This window comes from Dietzia sp. 179-F 9C3 NHS (genome assembly GCF_045369825.1).
Classification (GTDB): Bacteria; Actinomycetota; Actinomycetes; order Mycobacteriales; family Mycobacteriaceae; genus Dietzia.
Genome location: NZ_JBIQES010000002.1, coordinates 38,916 through 54,560 on the forward strand (window position 1 = coordinate 38,916; position 15,645 = coordinate 54,560).

Consider the following 15,645-nt stretch of genomic DNA (forward strand, 5'->3'; position numbering starts at 1 on the left):
CCCGTGCGGGAGGCGTCGCTCGCGTCGGTTCCGGCCCGGGCCATCGGGGTGGGGACCTACTGCCCCGTGTGGGGGCGCCCGTCGTAGGGGGCCGTGGGGTCGGTGAACTGCTGCGGTGCCGGGCCCTGTCCGGGCTGCTGGTGCGGCTGCTGTGGCGCCTGCGGGTAGGCCTGCTGCTGGGGCTGCGGGGCCGGCGGCTGCTGAACCGGCTGCTGCTGCGGGTGCGCCTGGGGCTGGGTGTACTGCGCCGTGTTGGGCTGCTCGCCCTGGGTGAGCGCCTGGGGCTCGTCCTCGCGGCCGTCGTTCTGCATCTCCTTCATCTCCGACTTGAAGATGCGCATCGAGCGGCCGAGGCCGCGAGCGGCGTCCGGGAGCTTCTTGGAGCCGAAGAGCAGGAGTACGACGACCAAGACGATGAGCCAGTGCCAGATGCTCAACGCACCCATGTCAACCTCCGATTGTGTGACGACGTGGTCATGCTAACGCACGGGTTCTCCGGCGGTGCGGGCCAGCGGTCGGCGGCCCGGGTGCTCAGCCCGCGCCTCCGGCCTCAGGCGTGGAGGGGGCGTCGGATGCGTAGTGCGCCAGCCCTTCCGCCGCCCGGGCGGCGATTTCGGTGGCCAGCTCCGGGTCGGTGGGCGTCACCACGTCGGCGTGGCCGAGAAGAAAGCGCTGCAGCCAGGCGCGATCGTGGTAGCCGACTGTCACGTCGACGTCTCCGTCGGGCCGGCGGACCACGTCGCGGAACGGGAACTCGTCGAGGAACCACGCGCCGGCGGCCCGCACCGTGGCCATCTCGCTGTGCGCCGCGTCGCCGCCGTACTCCTGCGGCTCGGGGCCCAGCGGCCGACGCTCCCCCACATCCTCCGCGCCACTCATCCGGTCGGTACGGAACGTGCGCCACTCGCCGGTCTCCCGGTCCACACCGTGGACGTAGGAGTGCCCGTCCGCCACGGAGACCCGCGCCGGGTCCACGACGCGGATCGTGGACGTGTCGGAGCTGGCGGAGTGGTAGACGAAGCGCAGGGCCCGGCCCCGGTGGACGGCGGTGCGAACGGTGTCGGCGTCGGCCGTGCCGGCGGATGCGGCGGCGGGGTCCGACGCGCCGGCGTCCCGAGCCGGGACGCCGGCCGCGGCGCGCAGGGCCTCCAGCAGGTCGCGCAGCGCCGCCTGGTCCACCACCTCGGGGTGGTCGAGGAACACCGCCAACCCGGTCTCGAGGGTCACGGCCTCGGCGGCGGTGAGTCGCACGGGGCGGTCGATGCCGGCGGTGAAGGTCACCTCGACCAGCTCGGCGTCGTCGAGATCCTCGGCCGAGAAGGCCAGGTCGATGAGGTCGCCGGGCCCGTAGCCGGGCAGGCCGCAGGACCACAGCTGCCACAAGGCGCCACGGAGCTGTTGCTCGCTCATCCCGAGGTCACGGGCGGCGTCGGCCACCCGGACCGCTCCCCGGGCGTGGAAGTACGGGACCACGCTGAGCAGCGTGGCCAGCGGGACGGTGCGGGGGCTCATCGGGCGGCCTCCGTCGCGGCGGTGAGGATGGTGACGACCCGGTCCCGCAGACCCGGCGGGGCGAGGGCTGCGGCGTCGGGCCCCTGGGAGGCGACGAGCGCCGCGAGCTCGGCGAGCGGGGCCGTCACCTCGAGGTCGGCCCCGGCCCGGCCGTATCGCTCGGTCGGGGTCGTCACGGACGCCATGGCGCGGAGCTCGGCGGCGTGACCGTCGGCCACCCAGACGGTGGCCGTGGCGATCGGGTTGACCCGTGCGATCGCGGCGTCGAGTAGAGCGAGCACGTCCTCGGTGGGCGGGACGGCGGCGGTCCGGCCGGGGGCGCCGAGCCGAACGTCGGACATCCGCACCAGCCGGAATGTACGGGGCGCGCCCCGGTCGAGGTCATGGCCCACGACGTACCAGTGGCCGTTGCGGGAGCCGGTCCACCACGGCTCGATCCGCCGGGCCACGGGGTCGGTGGCGCCGGCGGAGGTGTGGCTGAACTCCAGGCCCCGGCCGTCGGCCACGGCCTCGGCCACGAGCGCGGCCACCGACAGTTCGTTGGGGTCGGCCACGGCGACGGTCGTGTCGCCGTCGCGCACGGGGTCGATCCCCGCGGCGCTGAGCTTGGCCAGGGCGCCGTCGGCCCGCGCGGACCGCTCCCCCTCGCGCCACACCTCGGAGGCCACGGCCAGGACGCCGGCCTGCTCGGCGGTCAGGGTGATCTCGGGCAGCTCGTAGTCCCGCGCGGGGATGCGGTAGCCGGCCGGCGAGCCGGGTGCGAGGGAGGCCCCCTGCTCGAGCGGAACGCCCACGTCGCGGAGTTCCCGCTTGTCGCGCTCGAACATCCGCAGGAACGCGGCCTCGGTCTCGCAGCCGTCGTAGCCCTGCACCATGCCCCGGATCTGGTCCGCGGACAGGAACGCGGTCGTCGACCTCAAGCAGATGACGAGGTTGACCAGGCGCTGGGACTTGGAGGTGGACACGCCCGGAACGCTAGCGCCCCAGCGTGGCGATGAGGTCGTCGACACGCGGGTCCTCATGGGAGAACGGGTCGGCGCAGGCCACCGTCGGCAGGGTCCCGTCGCCCACCTTGAGGTGCACCCAGTCCACGGTGAAGTCGCGGCCGGCGGCCCTGGCGGCGGAGATGAAGCGCCCGCGCAGCGCGCCGCGCGTGGTGGCGGGCGGTTGCGTTCGGGCGGCCTCGACCTGGGCTTCGTCGACGACTCGGGTGACCATCCCCCGCCGCTCCAGGAGCGAGTGCAGGCCCCGGCCGGGCCGGACGTCGTGATAGGTCAGGTCGATCTGTGCCAGCCGCGGGTGGTCCAGGTCCACGCCTGTCCTGTCCTGGACCTGTCGGATGAGCCGGAGTTTGGCGGCCCAGTCGATGTCGGCGGCGATCGAATCGTGGTCGCCGGACTCCACGGCGTCGAGGACGCGCTCCCACAAGGCCACGGCCCGCTCCACGTCGGGCCGGTCGTCCCGCTCCCAGCCACCGGCGTCGAGGTAGCGGTGTACGGCGGCGAGGAACTCCCGCTGGATCTCCAGGGCGGTCATCGTGGTGCCGTCGGTGAGGGCGACCGGGCGGGTGCCGGTGAGGTCGCGGCTCACCTCGCGGATGGCGCGCACGGGGTGGGCCACGGCCATCGGGCGGAGCTGCACCCCGGCCTCGAACATCTCCAGGACCAGCCGGGTGCTGGCCACCTTGAGGAGCGTCGTGGTCTCGATCATGTTGGAGTCGCCCACGATCACGTGCATGCGACGGAAGCGCGTGGAGTCGGCGTGCGGTTCGTCGCGGGTGTTGATGAGTGGCCGCGACCGCGTGGTGGCCGAGGAGACGCCGTCCCACATGTGCTCGGCCCGCTGCGAGAAGCAATAGGTCGGCTCCGGGGTCTCGCCGCCGACGCCCCCGGCGGGCGGTCCGGTGAGGATCTTGCCCGCGCCGCAGATCACCTGCCGGGTGACGAGAAACGGCAGCAGGTCGGTGGCGATACCGCGTACCTGCGTGGACCGGTCCAGCAGATAGTTCTCGTGGCAGCCGTAGGAGTTGCCCGCCGAGTCGGTGTTGTTCTTGAACAGGTACACCGTGGCGTCGATCCCGTCGGCGGCAAGGGACTGTTCGGCGTGGACGGCGAGGTCGTCGACTATCCGCTCCCCCGCCCGGTCGTGGGCGACGAGTTGGCGCAGCCCGTCGCACTCGGCGGTGGCGTACTCGGGGTGCGAGCCCACGTCGAGGTAGAGACGCGCACCGTTTTCGAGGAAGACGTTCGAGCTACGCCACTGCTCCACCACGGGACGGAAGAGGTAGCGGGCGATCTCGTCGGGTCCGAGCGAGCGCGCGCCCTCCCCGCCGACGCTCGTGATGCCGAACTCGGTCTCGATCCCGACGATGCGACGGATCATGGCGGCCTACTGCCCGCCCTTCTGGACGTAGGACTTCACGAACTCCTCGGCGTTGACCTCCAGGATGTCGTCGATCTCGTCGAGCAGCGAGTCGGCGGACGTGGTGTCGGCCGCCTTGGCGACCTGGCCGGCCTCGTCGTCACCGCCGCCGGACCCGCCGGCGTTCTTCTGGATCTGGGACATGATGTCTCCTCCTCGGGTGGTGTGGATGGTGGTTGTCAGCGCGGCGACGGGCCGTCGGGGCTCACGAGGTCGGGCTCGGCCTCGCAGTGCGCGCGCGACCCGGCGTAGGGGTCGGAGAGATCCACGGACCGCTTCTCCCCGCGGGAGTCGGTGACGACGACGTGGTCCCATCCCGCCGCCAGGACGCGGTCACCGAGTTCGGCGACGAATCGTCCGCGGGCCCAGGCGCGCGTGGACTCGGGCGGCATGACGGTGGCCCGGTCGACCTCCTCGTCGGTGAGCAGCCGCCGCATGGCACCCTTGGCGACCAGACGGTTGTAGAGGCCGCGCTCGGGGTCGATGTCGTGGTACTGGACGTCGATGAGCGCGAGGCGGGCGTGGTCCCATCCGATCTGGTCGCGGGTGCGGAAGCCCTCGAGTAGCCGGAGCTTGGCGGGCCAGTCGAGCCGGTCGGCGCAGCCCATCGGGTCGGCCTCGAGGTCGTCGAGGATCTCCTGCCACGCGGCGAGCACCTCGGGGGCCCACGCGGGGCGGCCGGCGCCGTCGCCGATCACCCCGGCGACGCGGGCGAGGATCTCGCGCTGGAGGGCCAGGCCGGTGAGCTCGCGGCCGTCGGCCATCCGCACCGTGGCGGTGAGGGTGGGGTCGTGGCTGATCCGGTGGACCGCCTCGACCGGGTCGACGGGAACGAGGTCGGCGAAGTCGACGCCGGCCTCGATCGCGTCCAGCACCAGGCACGTGGTGCCGAACTTGAGGTAGGAGGCGTGCTCGGCGAGGTTGGCGTCGCCGATGATCACGTGGAGGCGGCGCCACACCTCGTCGGGGGCGTGCGGCTCGTCGCGGGTGTTGATGATCCCGCGGCGCAGAGTGGTCTCCAGGCCGGTGAGGACCTCGATGTAGTCGGCCCGCTGTGAGATCTGGAAGCCCGGGTGCTCGCCGAACTGCCCGATGCCCACCCGACCGGCGCCGGTGTACACCTGCCGGGAGAGCAGGTGTGGCGCCAGGCTCAGGGTGAGGGCGCCGAAGTCCACGTCGCGGCGCACGAGGTAGTTCTCGTGCGCCCCGTAGGAGGCGCCCTTGCCGTCGACGTTGTTCTTGTAGAGCTTGAGCTCGGCGTGGCCCTCGGTGGTCGAGGACTCGCGGCCGGCGCGGTGCATGATGAGCTCCCCGGCCTTGTCCCAGAGCACCGCGTCGCGCGGCGAGTCCACCTCCGGCGCGGAGTACTCGGGGTGCGCGTGGTCCACGTAGAAGCGGGCGCCGTTGGACAGCACGCGGTTGGTGACGCCGTACTCGCTCGGGTCGTAGGCGCGGGCGGCGCCCAGGTCGAAGCCGCGGGCGTCGCGCATCGGCGACTCGGAGCCGTAGTCCCAGCGCGCGTCGACGCGTCCGGCGCCCTCGCCGGGGTCGGTGTAGGCCTTGATCACCTGGGTGGAGGTGACCACAGAGCTGAGCAGGGGCTGGCCCACGGCGACGATGCCGAACTCGATCTCGGTGCCGATGATCCGGCCGCGGGGCTGCTGAGCCGGTGCGCTCATGCGTTCTCCTCCCGGTGCGGGACCACGACCTCCACGACCCGTTCGCCGCGCACGCCCGTCAGGCGTGCCCACTCCTGCGGGTTGGAGGTGTTGGGAAGGTCGGTGTTCTCCGCGAACTCGGCGTCCACGGCGTCGAGGAAGTCGTCGGCGGTCAGGCCGCGGCCGGTGCCGTGGACGATGTCCTTGATGGCGAGCTTCTTGGCCCGGTCCACGATGTTGCGCAGCATGGCGCCCGAGGCGAGGTCCGCCAGGTGCAGGGCGGCGCGGCGGCCGGAGGCAAAGACGAGGTGGACGTACGTCGTCGACTCGTCACGGGTGTAGAGGCGGTCGACGATCCGCTCGATGAGCTCGGTGGCGTGATCCACCGGGGACGCCACCCCGACCTCCTCGGGGTCGAAGCGCAGGTCGGGGGTGACGTACTTGGTGAGGATGTCGGCCGCGGCGTCGCGGTCGGGCCGGTCGATCCGGATCTTGAGGTCCAGCCGTCCCGGGCGCAGGATGGCCGGGTCGATCATGTCCTCCCGGTTGGAGGCGCCGATGACGATGACGTTGCGCAGGTCCTCGACGCCGTCGATCTCGGCGAGCAGCTGCGGCACGATCGTCGTCTCCATGTCCGAGGAGACGCCGGAGCCGCGGGTGCGGAAGATCGAGTCCATCTCGTCGAAGAACACGATGACCGGGTTGCCCTCGGTGGCCTTCTCCCGGGCCCGCTCGAAGATCGACCGGATGTGCCGCTCGGTCTCGCCGACGTACTTGTTGAGCAGCTCCGGGCCCTTGATCGACAGGAAGTACGAGTTGGGGTACCTGCCGTCGGAGACGTCCTCGCCGCGGGACTCCGCGGCGGCGCGCGCCAGCGAGTGCGCGACGGCCTTGGCGATGAGCGTCTTGCCGCACCCGGGCGGACCGTAGAGCAGCACTCCCTTGGGCGGCGCCAGGTGGAACTCGCGGTAGAGCTCGTGGTGGACGAAGGGCAGCTCGATGGCGTCCCGGATCTGCTCGATCTGCGGGCCGAGACCGCCGATGTCCGAGTAGTCGACCGTCGGCACCTCCTCGAGCAGCAGCTCGTCGACCTCGGCCTTGGGGACCACCTCGAAGGCGACGGCGGCCTTGGGGTCCACGAGCACGGCGTCGCCGGGCCGGACCGGTGCGGGCGCGTCGGCCGTGCGCCCGCCGCGCAGGGCGGCGGCCAGGTGGACGATGTGCTCCTCGTCGTTGCCCATCACCACGCGGGCCCGCTCTCCGTCGGCGAGGACGTCCCGCAGGATCGCGGTGACGCCGGTGACGGGCTGCTCGGGGCAGGTCTCGACGACCGTCATCGCCTCGTTGAGGCGCACGGTCATCCCCGGGGAGAGCGTGGCGGGGTCCACGCCGGGCGCCAGGGTGAGCCGCATCCGGCGGCCGGCGGCCTGGACCTCGGCGGTCTCCGGTCCGGTCGGTTCGGCGAGCACGATGCCGTACGTGCTCGGCGGGGTGCCGAGTCGCTCGACCTCGCCCTTGAGCGCCTCGAGCTGGTCTCGGGAGTCCTTGAGTAGCTCGGCGAGCCGGACGTTGCGCGCGCCGAGGGCGTCGATCTTGACCGACTTCTCGCGGTCCGTGCGCGCCGCCTCGTCCGCGGCCCGGCGCAGCCGCGCCAGTTCGGCGCGGTCGAGGGTGACCCTCTCCTGGCCGCCTCGGGCCGGGGAACGCCCGTCGGTCACCGTCATCACCTGCTCTCCAGCGCGCGCGTGCGCCTCGTCGTCGTCCCGTCCACCCTATCGCCGGGCCAAGACGGGGGTGCGACACGCGTGGGTGCGCCGCATCAGTGTTTACCGCTGCGGCGCTGCGGCTTGAGGGTGGTGACGCCCTCGGCGAGGCGGCGGGCGGTGACGAGGAACGCGGTGTGCCCCTGCATCCGGTGCTCGGGGCGCACGGCCAGGCCCACGACGTGCCAGCCGCGGTTGATGCACTCCCAGGCGCGCGGCTCGGTCCAGCACTCCTGGCGGCGCAGGGCCTCGACCACCTCGGAGAGCTGCGTGGTGGTGGCCACGTAGGCCACGAGCACGCCGCCGGGCACCAGGACGTCGCGGACCGCGGGCAGGCACTCCCACGGGGCGAGCATGTCCAGGACCACGCGGTCCACCGGGCCGCCGAGGGCCTCGACGGTGGTCTCGGCGAGGTCGGCCACGCGCAGGTCCCAGTTCTCCGGGTGCTCGCCGTAGAAGGTGCGGACGTTGCGCTCGGCGTGCTCGGCGTGGTCCTCGCGGACCTCGTAGGAGAACACGCGGCCCTCCGGCCCCACGGCCCGCAGGAGCGAGCAGGTGAGGGCGCCGGAGCCGGCGCCGGCCTCGAGGACGCGGGCGCCCGGGAAGACGTCGCCCTCGTGGACGATCTGCGCGGCGTCCTTGGGGTAGATGACCTGCGCACCGCGCGGCATGGAGAGCACGTAGTCGGTGAGCAGCGGCCGCAGGGCGAGGTAATGGGCCTCCCCCGTCGAGGTGACGATCGAGCCCTCGGGGGCGCCGAGGAGGTCGTCGTGCCGGACCGCTCCGTGGTGGGTGAAGAACTCGGCGCTCTCGACCAGGACCACGGTGTACTTGCGTCCCTTGGTGTCGGTGAGCTGGACGCGGTCGCCCACGACGAACGGGCCTGATCGCTGCACGGTGGACCTTTCGGGGATGGCGGGCTCGGCCGGATGTCCGACCGGGTGTCTACCCTGCCAGGTGTGACGGATGCTCTGGAAATCGGTGGTGCCGGCCCGGGTGGGAGCGCACGTGGCGGTCCGCGGGCCGGCTCGGGTGACGACGCCGAGGTGGGCGGCCTCGTCCGGCGACCGCTCGCGCTCTCGGCCTCGCGCGCGGCGGACTTCCGGCGCTGCCCGCTGTTGTACCGGCTGCGCGCGATCGACCGGATTCCCGAACCGCGTAGCCGCGCCCAGGTCCTGGGGACAGTGGTGCACGACGTGCTGGAGACGCTCTACGTGCTGGACCAGCCCGAGCGCGGCCCGGCGCGGGCGGCCGATCTCGTGAGGGACGCGGTCGAGGCGTTCTTCGCGCCCGGCGGCGGGAACGAGGAGAACGGTCTCGTCGTCGTCCCCCTCGCCGACCGGGACGCGTTCCGCGCCGAGGCGGCCGCGCTGGTCGCCACCCTGTACGGTGTGGAGGACCCGCAGCGCTTCTCCCCCGCCGCGTGCGAGCAGTACCTCGTCACCGCGACGGCCGCGGGGACCCCGCTGCACGGCTACCTGGACCGCGTGGACGTGGCCCCCACCGGCGAGGTGCGGGTGGTCGACTACAAGACGGGCAAGCCGCCGCGGCCCGCGTACCGGGACGAGGCCATGTTCCAGATGCGCTTCTACGCGCTCATGTACCGGCGGATCCATGGCGTGCTGCCCACGCAGCTCAAGCTCATCTACCTCAAGGACGGGAGCTGGCTCACCCTCTCCCCCGACGCCGAGGCGCTCGCGGGTACCGAGGCGACGCTGGACGCGCTGTGGGCGGCCATCGAGTCCGCCGGGGAAAGCGGTGAGTTCGCGCCCCGGACCTCGCGACTGTGCGACTGGTGCGCGCACCAGAGCCTGTGCCCGGCCTTCGGGGGCACCCCGCCCGAGTACCCGGGCTGGCCGGGCAGCCGGGTGGTACCTGTGGACGTGACACCAATCGAGCGGCCCGAGCGGCCCGGAGGAGCAGGGTGATGACGGACGCGTACTTCGAGCCGCGGGGCACCGACGCCGAGTGGGAGGTCTTCCACGCCACCGACCACACGGTGAGCGCGTGGGGGCCGGACCTGCAGCACGGATCGCCGCCCGCGGCGATCCTCACCCGGGCCATGGACCGGCACGAGCGCACGGAGTCCACCCGCATCGCCCGCGTGACCGTCGACCTGCTCGGGGCGGTACCCCTGGGCGAGGTCCGCACCCGGGCCCGCGTCTCCCGGCCCGGCCGGCGCGTGCAGCTGCTCGAGGCCGAGCTCGAGGCCGGCGGCCGCGTCGTGGCCCGGGGAAGCGCCTGGCGCATGCTCATCGGCGACACGGCGGACGTCGAGCAGACCGCCGAGCCCGCCCTCCGGCTGCCGGACGAGGACCTGGACAGCACGTTCTTCGACCGCTGGACCAGCGGGTACATCGACTCGCTCGAATTGCGCGGGGACCGTGACGGGGTCGTGTGGGTGCGCACGCGGCTGCCGCTCGTCGCCGGGGAGGAGATGACCCCCGTGGAGCGCGTCATGTCGGTGGCGGACATCGCCAACGGCGTGGGCGCGGTGCTCGGGCCCGAGCAGTGGCGGTTCCTCAACACCGACCTCGTCACCCACCTGCACCGGCGCCCGGAGGGCGAGTGGATCGGCGTGGCCGCCGACGCCTCGATCGGTCCCGACGGTGTGGGTGCCACCGCGGGCACGCTCTACGACGAGCGCGGCCCGATCGGGCACACCCTGCAGGCGCTGCTCGTCGAACGGGTCTGACGGGCTCGTTCGCCCGCCCGCCCGGACGGGACGGGGGCGTCAGCCGCCCATCCGGCAGGACCGGATGTCGGTGGCGATGATCGCCCGCGCCCCGGCCGCGGCCAGCTCGTCCATGATCGCGTTGACCTTCTTGCGCGGCACCATCGACCGCACGGCGACCCACGCGGGATCGGCCATCGGCGAGACCGTCGGCGACTCGATCCCCGGCGTGATCGCCGAGACGGACTCGAGCAGCTCCTTGGGGCAGTCGTAGTCGAGCATCATGTACTGCTGGGCAAAGACCACGCCCTGCAGCCGCGCCCGCATCTGCCGCATGGCCGCCGTCGGCTCGGCGCCGCGTCGCGAGATGAGCACGCCCTCCGAGTCGCAGAGGACGTCCCCGAACGCCTCCAGCTCGTGCAGCTTGAGGGTGCGGCCCGAGCCCACGACGTCGGCGATGCAGTCCGCCACCCCGAGCTGGATGGAGATCTCCACCGCGCCGTCGAGCCGGATCACCTCGGCCTCGATCCCCCGGTCCTCGAGGTCGCGGCGCACGATGTTGGGGTACGAGGTGGCGATGCGGGCGCCGGCGAGCTTCTCGGTGGTCCACCCGGCGCCCTGCGGGCCCGCGTAGCGGAACGTGGAGTGACCGAAGCCCAGCTGCAGCAGCTCGTCGACCTCCGCCCGCGAGTCGGCGGCCAGGTCGCGCCCGGTGATGCCCAGCTCGAGCCGGCCTGAGCCCACGTAGACGGCGATGTCCTTGGGGCGCAGGAAGTAGAACTCGACCTCGTTCTCGCGGTCGATGAGGGACAGATCCTTGCTCCCGTCGCCGCGACGGCGGTAGCCGGCTTCGGCGAGCATCTCGGAGGCGGACTCGGACAGGGCGCCCTTGTTGGGGACGGCGACGCGCAGCATGGTGACTCCCGTGGGGTGGGTGTGGGGCCGGATGAGGGTGACGGCCTACAGGTGCCTGTAGACGTCCTCCAGGCCGAGCCCGCGCTTGAGCATCATGACCTGGGTCCAGTAGAGGAGCTGCGAGATCTCCTCGGCCAGTTCCTCGTCGGACTGGTACTCGGCCGCGATCCACACCTCGCCGGCCTCCTCGTTGACCTTCTTGCCGAGGTGGTGCACACCCTTGTCGAACGCGGTGACGGTCCCCGACCCCTCAGGGCGGGTGGCGATGCGTTCGGACAGCTCGGCGAACAGCGAGTCGAAGGTCTTCACGCGCCCGATTCTCCCACAGGGCCGCCCACGGGCATCCCCGAGGTGAGCGAGAACAGCTCGGCCACGTCCACGTCGGCGAGGCCGGAATGCGTGCGGGCGCCCGGGACGTCTGGCTGGCCGTCGGTGGACGGGACGTAGAGCACCCGCAGGCCGGCGGCCACGGCGGAGGTGGCGCCTGTGACGGAGTCCTCGACGGCCACGGTGTCGGCCGGGGCTACGCCCAGCCGCCGGCACGCGAGCAGGTACGGGTCCGGGGCCGGCTTGGGGTCGGCCACCATGCATCCGGTCACGATCACCTCGAAGCGGTCACGGCGGAGGAAGTCGAGCGGCACCGACGCCACGTCGGCCTCCGTGTTGGTGACCAGGGCAACCCGGGTGCCGGTCCGGGCAAGGTCCTCGAGCAGTTCCTCGGCGCCCGGCTGCCACTGCATGTCCGTGCGCATGAGCTCGGTCACCCGCGAGTTGAGGCGGTGCGCGAGCCGCTCGTACTCCTCGCCCTCGACGGGGTGGCCGGTGTACTCGCCGAGGATGTCGAAGAACCCGCGCAGCGAGTTGCCCAGTGTCCGCTCCCGGGTCGAGTCGTCGAGCGGACGCCCCATGTGTTCGGCGAGCTCGTACACGGCCACGTCCCACAGGCGTTCGGTGTCGACGAGCGTGCCGTCCATGTCGAGGCAGACAGCGGACGGACGAGGGTTCTCGGAGAAGCTGGTCACGGCCTACTGTCTACCCGAACCGCGTCGGGCGTGGCCGGGCGAGCGGGGAACGCCACGCCGGCGGAGACAGCAAGGACAAGCTGCCCTCACGGCCGATCACGTGTTGAAGTACTTCGCCTCCGGGTGGTACAGCACGAACGCGTCCGTGGACTGCTCCGGGTGCAGCTGCAGCTCCTCGGACAGCTCCACGCCGATCCGCTCGGGCTCGAGCAGGTCCACCACGACCTTCCGGTCCTCCAGGTCCGGGCAGGCGCCGTAGCCGAAGCTGTAGCGCGCGCCGCGGTACTTGAGGTCGAAGTAGTCGGTGATCGCGTCCGGGTCCTCCTCGGACACCGCGCCGTCGGGCAGCTGCAGCTCGTCGCGGACCCGGCGGTGCCAGAACTCGGCGAGCGCCTCGGTGAGCTGCACGGACAGGCCGTGCACCTCCATGTAGTCGCGGTATTCGTTGGCGGCGAAGAGCTCGTTGGCGAAGTCGGCGATCGGGCTGCCCATGGTGACGAGCTGGAACGGCAGCACGTCCACCGTGCCCTCGGCCTCGCACCGCTCCTTGGAGGCCAGGAAGTCGGCGATGCACAGGAAGCGCGGCCGCTGCTGACGCGGGAAGGACACGCGGTGCAGCACCTCGGCGTCGGGGCGGGGCTCGGCGAGGATGTACACGTCATCGCCATCGGAGTAGGCCGGGAAATAGCCGTACACCACGGCGGCGTGCGAGAGGATCCCTTCCGTGGTGAGCCGGTTGATCCAGTCCCGCAGCCGCGGCCGGCCGTCGGTCTCCACGAGCTCCTCGTAGCTGGGCCCCTCTCCCCCGCGGACGCCGCGCAGGCCCCACTGACCGAGGAACAGGGCGCGCTCGTCCAGGTGGCCGGCGTAGTCGGCCACCGGGATGCCCTTGGCTATGCGGGTGCCCCAGAACGGCGGGGTGGCGATGGGCTGGTCGGCCGCCACGTCGGAGCGGGCAGGGATCTCGATCGGCTCGGCCTCGGGGGCCCGCTTGGCGGCGATCGCCTCGCTGCGGGCGCGGCGCTCGCGGCGCTCGGCGGCCTTGGCGGCCGCCTCCGAGGACTGCGCGATGGGCACGCCGGTCCGCTTCGCCGTCATCACCTCGTCCATGAGCCGCAGGCCCTCGAACGCGTCACGGGCGTAGAACACGTCGCCCTGGTACATCTCCGCCAGGTCCACCTCCACGAAGGCGCGCGTGAGCGCGGCGCCGCCCAGCAGCACCGGGAACTCGCCGGCGATGCCCTCGTTGTTGAGCTCGACGAGGTTGTCCTTCATCACCACGGTCGACTTCACGAGCAGGCCCGACATGCCGATCACGTCGGCCTTGTGCTCGCGGGCCGCGGAGATGATGTCGGCGATCGGCTGCTTGATGCCGATGTTCACCACGTCGTAGCCGTTGTTGGACAGGATGATGTCCACGAGGTTCTTACCGATGTCGTGGACGTCGCCCTTGACGGTGGCCAGGACGATCTTGCCCTTGCCGTCCTCGTCCGTGGCCTCCATGTGGGGCTCCAGGTGCGCCACCGCGGCCTTCATCGTCTCGGCCGACTGCAGCACGAACGGCAGCTGCATCTGTCCGGAACCGAACAGCTCGCCGACCGTCTTCATGCCGTTCAAAAGGTGATCGTTGATGATCTGCAGCGGCGGGATCTCGGCCATCGCGGCGTCGAGATCCTCCTCGAGACCGTTGCGCTCGCCGTCGACGATCCGAGCCGCGAGCCGCTCCATGAGTGGCATCGCCGCGAGCTCTGCCGCGCGCTCGTCCTTGGCGCTGGCCGCGGACACGCCCTCGAACAGCTCCATGAACACCTGCAGCGGGTCGTAGTCGTCGCGCCGGCGGTCGTAGACCAGGTCCAACGCCACCTCGCGCTGCCGCTCGTCGATCTTGTTCATCGGCAGGATCTTGGAGCTGTGTGCGATGGCCGTGTCCAGGCCCGCCTGGATGCACTCGTGGAGGAACACCGAGTTGAGGACCTGCCGCGCGGCCGGGTTGAGGCCGAACGAGATGTTGGACAGACCCAGCGTGGTGTGGATGCGCGGGTGTGCCTCGGTGAGCCGGCGGATCGCCTCGATCGTCTCGATGCCGTCGCGGCGCACCTCCTCCTGGCCGGTGGAGATGGGGAAGGTGAGGCAGTCGATGATGATGTCGTCCTCGTCGACCCCCCAGTTGCCCGTGAGGTCGGCGATCAGGCGTTCGGCGATCCGCACCTTGTGGTCGGCGGTGCGGGCCTGGCCCTCCTCGTCGATCGTGAGGCCCACCACGGCGGCGCCGTGCTCGGTGACGAGCCGCATGATGCGCTGGAAGCGCGAGTCGGGGCCGTCGCCGTCCTCGTAGTTCACCGAGTTGACGGCGCAGCGCCCGCCCAGGTGCTCCAGACCGGCGCGGATCACGTCGGGCTCGGTGGAGTCGAGCATGATCGGCAGCGTCGAGGAGGTGGCCAGGCGGCCGGCGAGCTCGGCCATGTCGCCCGAACCGTCGCGGCCCACGTAGTCCACGCACAGGTCGAGCATCTGCGCGCCGTCGCGCATCTGGCCCTTGGCGATCTCCATGCACGTGTCCCAGTCACCGGCCAGCATGGCTTCGCGGAACTTCTTGGAGCCGTTGGCGTTGGTGCGCTCGCCGATCATGATGATCCCGGCGTCCGCCCGCAGCGGCGTGACCGAGTACAGCGAGGACACGGCATTGATCGGCGCGGGTTCACGCTCGGCCTGGGTGCGGCCCAGCACCTGCTCGCGCAGGCGCGTGATGTGCTCGGGCGTGGTGCCGCAGCAGCCGCCCACCATGGACAGACCGAACTCGGAGACGAAGTCGGCGACCTGGGGGCCGAAGTCCTCGGCGCCGAGGGGGTAGACGGCGCCGTTCGGGCCGAGCTCCGGCAGTCCGGCGTTGGGCATCACCGACACCGGGACCGAGGCGTGCTGCGAGAGGTAGCGCAGGTGCTCCACCATCTCCGCCGGGCCCGTGGCGCAGTTGAGGCCGATCATGTCGATGCCCAGCGGTTCCAGGGCGGTGAGCGCCGCGCCGATCTCCGAGCCGAGCAGCATGGTGCCGGTGGTCTCGATGGTGACGTGCGAGATGATCGGCAGCTTCCTGCCGGCGGCCTCCATGCCGCTCTGGCAACCGAGGACGGCGGCCTTGACCTGCAGCAGGTCCTGGCTGGTCTCGATGAGGTAGGCGTCGATCCCGCCTCGGGCCAGCCCCTCGGCGGCGCGGGCGTAGGCGTCGCGGATCTCCTCGAAGGTGGTCTGACCGAGAGAGGGCAGCTTGGTACCCGGCCCGAGGGAACCCAGGACCATCCGCGGGGTGCCGTCCTCGGAGGGGCCCATCTCGTCGGCGACCTTCCGCGCGATCGCGGCACCCTTCTCGGCCAGCTCCTCGATCCGGTCCACGATGTCGTAGTCGGCGAGGTTGGACAGGTTGCAGCCGAAGGTGTTGGTCTCCACCAGGTCGGCCCCGGCGGCGAAGAAGGCGCGGTGGATCTCCGCCACCACGTCGGGGCGGGTGGCGTTGAGGATCTCGTTGCAGCCCTCGAGGCCCAGGAAGTCGTCGTCCACGTCGAGGTCCACGGCCTGCAACATGGTTCCCATCGCCCCGTCCCCGATGAGTACACGCCGACGGGCGGCGTCCAACAAGGGCGAATCGAAAGCGGCAGACATGACCGTCAGTGTAGGTGGGACGA

The 15,645-nt window shown here is 71.7% G+C and carries 14 protein-coding genes; 2 read left to right on the plus strand and 12 right to left on the minus strand.

Going from position 1 to position 15,645, the window contains the following annotated elements; genetic code table 11:
- Nucleotides 1–56: 56 nt before the first annotated feature.
- The 8 genes from tatA to ACH0BZ_RS02580 all read right to left on the minus strand — a co-directional run bounded on the left by tatA (nucleotide 57) and on the right by ACH0BZ_RS02580 (nucleotide 8,250).
- Complete coding sequence (gene tatA, locus ACH0BZ_RS02545) at nucleotides 57–446, minus strand: Sec-independent protein translocase subunit TatA (RefSeq protein ID WP_406896380.1); 390 nt, start codon at nucleotides 444–446, stop codon at nucleotides 57–59.
- An 85-nt stretch (nucleotides 447–531) separates the two neighbouring features.
- Nucleotides 532–1,512, minus strand: coding sequence for a helix-turn-helix transcriptional regulator (locus tag ACH0BZ_RS02550; RefSeq protein WP_406896381.1), 981 nt, complete (start codon nucleotides 1,510–1,512; stop codon nucleotides 532–534).
- Nucleotides 1,509–2,477: a helix-turn-helix transcriptional regulator gene (locus tag ACH0BZ_RS02555; protein WP_406896382.1), complete on the minus strand. Its 969-nt coding sequence runs from the start codon at nucleotides 2,475–2,477 to the stop codon at nucleotides 1,509–1,511. Before ACH0BZ_RS02555 ends, ACH0BZ_RS02550 begins: the two co-directional genes overlap by 4 nt.
- A gap of 10 nt (nucleotides 2,478–2,487) precedes the next feature.
- Entirely contained in the window at nucleotides 2,488–3,894 is a 1,407-nt protein-coding gene (gene pafA / locus ACH0BZ_RS02560; protein WP_406896383.1) for a Pup--protein ligase, read from the minus strand.
- Nucleotides 3,895–3,900: 6 nt separating this feature from the next.
- Complete coding sequence (locus ACH0BZ_RS02565) at nucleotides 3,901–4,077, minus strand: ubiquitin-like protein Pup (RefSeq protein ID WP_406896384.1); 177 nt, start codon at nucleotides 4,075–4,077, stop codon at nucleotides 3,901–3,903.
- Nucleotides 4,078–4,112: 35 nt separating this feature from the next.
- A complete protein-coding gene (gene dop, locus ACH0BZ_RS02570; RefSeq protein WP_406896386.1) occupies nucleotides 4,113–5,612 on the minus strand; it encodes a depupylase/deamidase Dop in 1,500 nt (499 codons plus the stop codon).
- The gene (gene arc, locus ACH0BZ_RS02575; protein WP_406896387.1) at nucleotides 5,609–7,315 is read right to left on the minus strand and encodes a proteasome ATPase; all 1,707 of its coding nucleotides are present in this window, start codon (nucleotides 7,313–7,315) and stop codon (nucleotides 5,609–5,611) included. Before arc ends, dop begins: the two co-directional genes overlap by 4 nt.
- Before the next feature lie 95 nt (nucleotides 7,316–7,410).
- Complete coding sequence (locus tag ACH0BZ_RS02580) at nucleotides 7,411–8,250, minus strand: tRNA (adenine-N1)-methyltransferase (protein ID WP_406896388.1); 840 nt, start codon at nucleotides 8,248–8,250, stop codon at nucleotides 7,411–7,413.
- A gap of 63 nt (nucleotides 8,251–8,313) precedes the next feature.
- On the opposite strand from ACH0BZ_RS02580, the gene ACH0BZ_RS02585 reads away from it, so the two are divergent.
- A complete protein-coding gene (locus ACH0BZ_RS02585) occupies nucleotides 8,314–9,282 on the plus strand; it encodes a RecB family exonuclease (protein ID WP_406896389.1) in 969 nt (322 codons plus the stop codon).
- Nucleotides 9,282–10,049 carry a thioesterase family protein gene (locus tag ACH0BZ_RS02590; protein WP_406896390.1) on the plus strand — a complete coding sequence of 256 codons (768 nt, stop codon included), beginning with the start codon at nucleotides 9,282–9,284 and terminating at the stop codon, nucleotides 10,047–10,049. Before ACH0BZ_RS02585 ends, ACH0BZ_RS02590 begins: the two co-directional genes overlap by 1 nt.
- Nucleotides 10,050–10,088: 39 nt before the next feature.
- Here ACH0BZ_RS02590 and hisG read toward each other — a convergent pair whose 3' ends face one another.
- The 4 genes from hisG to metH all read right to left on the minus strand — a co-directional run bounded on the left by hisG (nucleotide 10,089) and on the right by metH (nucleotide 15,622).
- Nucleotides 10,089–10,943 (minus strand): ATP phosphoribosyltransferase, encoded by an 855-nt coding sequence (gene hisG, locus ACH0BZ_RS02595; protein WP_406896392.1) that lies wholly within the window; start codon nucleotides 10,941–10,943, stop codon nucleotides 10,089–10,091.
- Between the two features lie 45 nt (nucleotides 10,944–10,988).
- Nucleotides 10,989–11,252, minus strand: coding sequence for a phosphoribosyl-ATP diphosphatase (locus ACH0BZ_RS02600; protein WP_406896393.1), 264 nt, complete (start codon nucleotides 11,250–11,252; stop codon nucleotides 10,989–10,991).
- On the minus strand, nucleotides 11,249–11,965 hold the full coding sequence (locus tag ACH0BZ_RS02605; protein WP_406896394.1) for an HAD family hydrolase: 717 nt from the start codon (nucleotides 11,963–11,965) through the stop codon (nucleotides 11,249–11,251). Before ACH0BZ_RS02605 ends, ACH0BZ_RS02600 begins: the two co-directional genes overlap by 4 nt.
- A gap of 96 nt (nucleotides 11,966–12,061) precedes the next feature.
- On the minus strand, nucleotides 12,062–15,622 hold the full coding sequence (metH, locus tag ACH0BZ_RS02610) for a methionine synthase (RefSeq protein ID WP_406896395.1): 3,561 nt from the start codon (nucleotides 15,620–15,622) through the stop codon (nucleotides 12,062–12,064).
- Between the last annotated feature and the right edge of the window lie 23 nt (nucleotides 15,623–15,645).

Bases quoted from the DNA above. Each gene is read 5' to 3' on its own strand.
- arc (WP_406896387.1), bottom strand. From the start codon at position 7,315: ATGACGGTGACCGACGGGCGTTCCCCGGCCCGAGGCGGCCAGGAGAGG.
- pafA (WP_406896383.1), bottom strand. From the start codon at position 3,894: ATGATCCGTCGCATCGTCGGGATCGAGACCGAGTTCGGCATCACGAGC.
- ACH0BZ_RS02550 (WP_406896381.1), bottom strand. From the start codon at position 1,512: ATGAGCCCCCGCACCGTCCCGCTGGCCACGCTGCTCAGCGTGGTCCCG.
- metH (WP_406896395.1), bottom strand. From the start codon at position 15,622: ATGTCTGCCGCTTTCGATTCGCCCTTGTTGGACGCCGCCCGTCGGCGT.
- ACH0BZ_RS02565 (WP_406896384.1), bottom strand. From the start codon at position 4,077: ATGTCCCAGATCCAGAAGAACGCCGGCGGGTCCGGCGGCGGTGACGAC.
- hisG (WP_406896392.1), bottom strand. From the start codon at position 10,943: ATGCTGCGCGTCGCCGTCCCCAACAAGGGCGCCCTGTCCGAGTCCGCC.
- ACH0BZ_RS02590 (WP_406896390.1), top strand. From the start codon at position 9,282: ATGACGGACGCGTACTTCGAGCCGCGGGGCACCGACGCCGAGTGGGAG.
- tatA (WP_406896380.1), bottom strand. From the start codon at position 446: ATGGGTGCGTTGAGCATCTGGCACTGGCTCATCGTCTTGGTCGTCGTA.
- dop (WP_406896386.1), bottom strand. From the start codon at position 5,612: ATGAGCGCACCGGCTCAGCAGCCCCGCGGCCGGATCATCGGCACCGAG.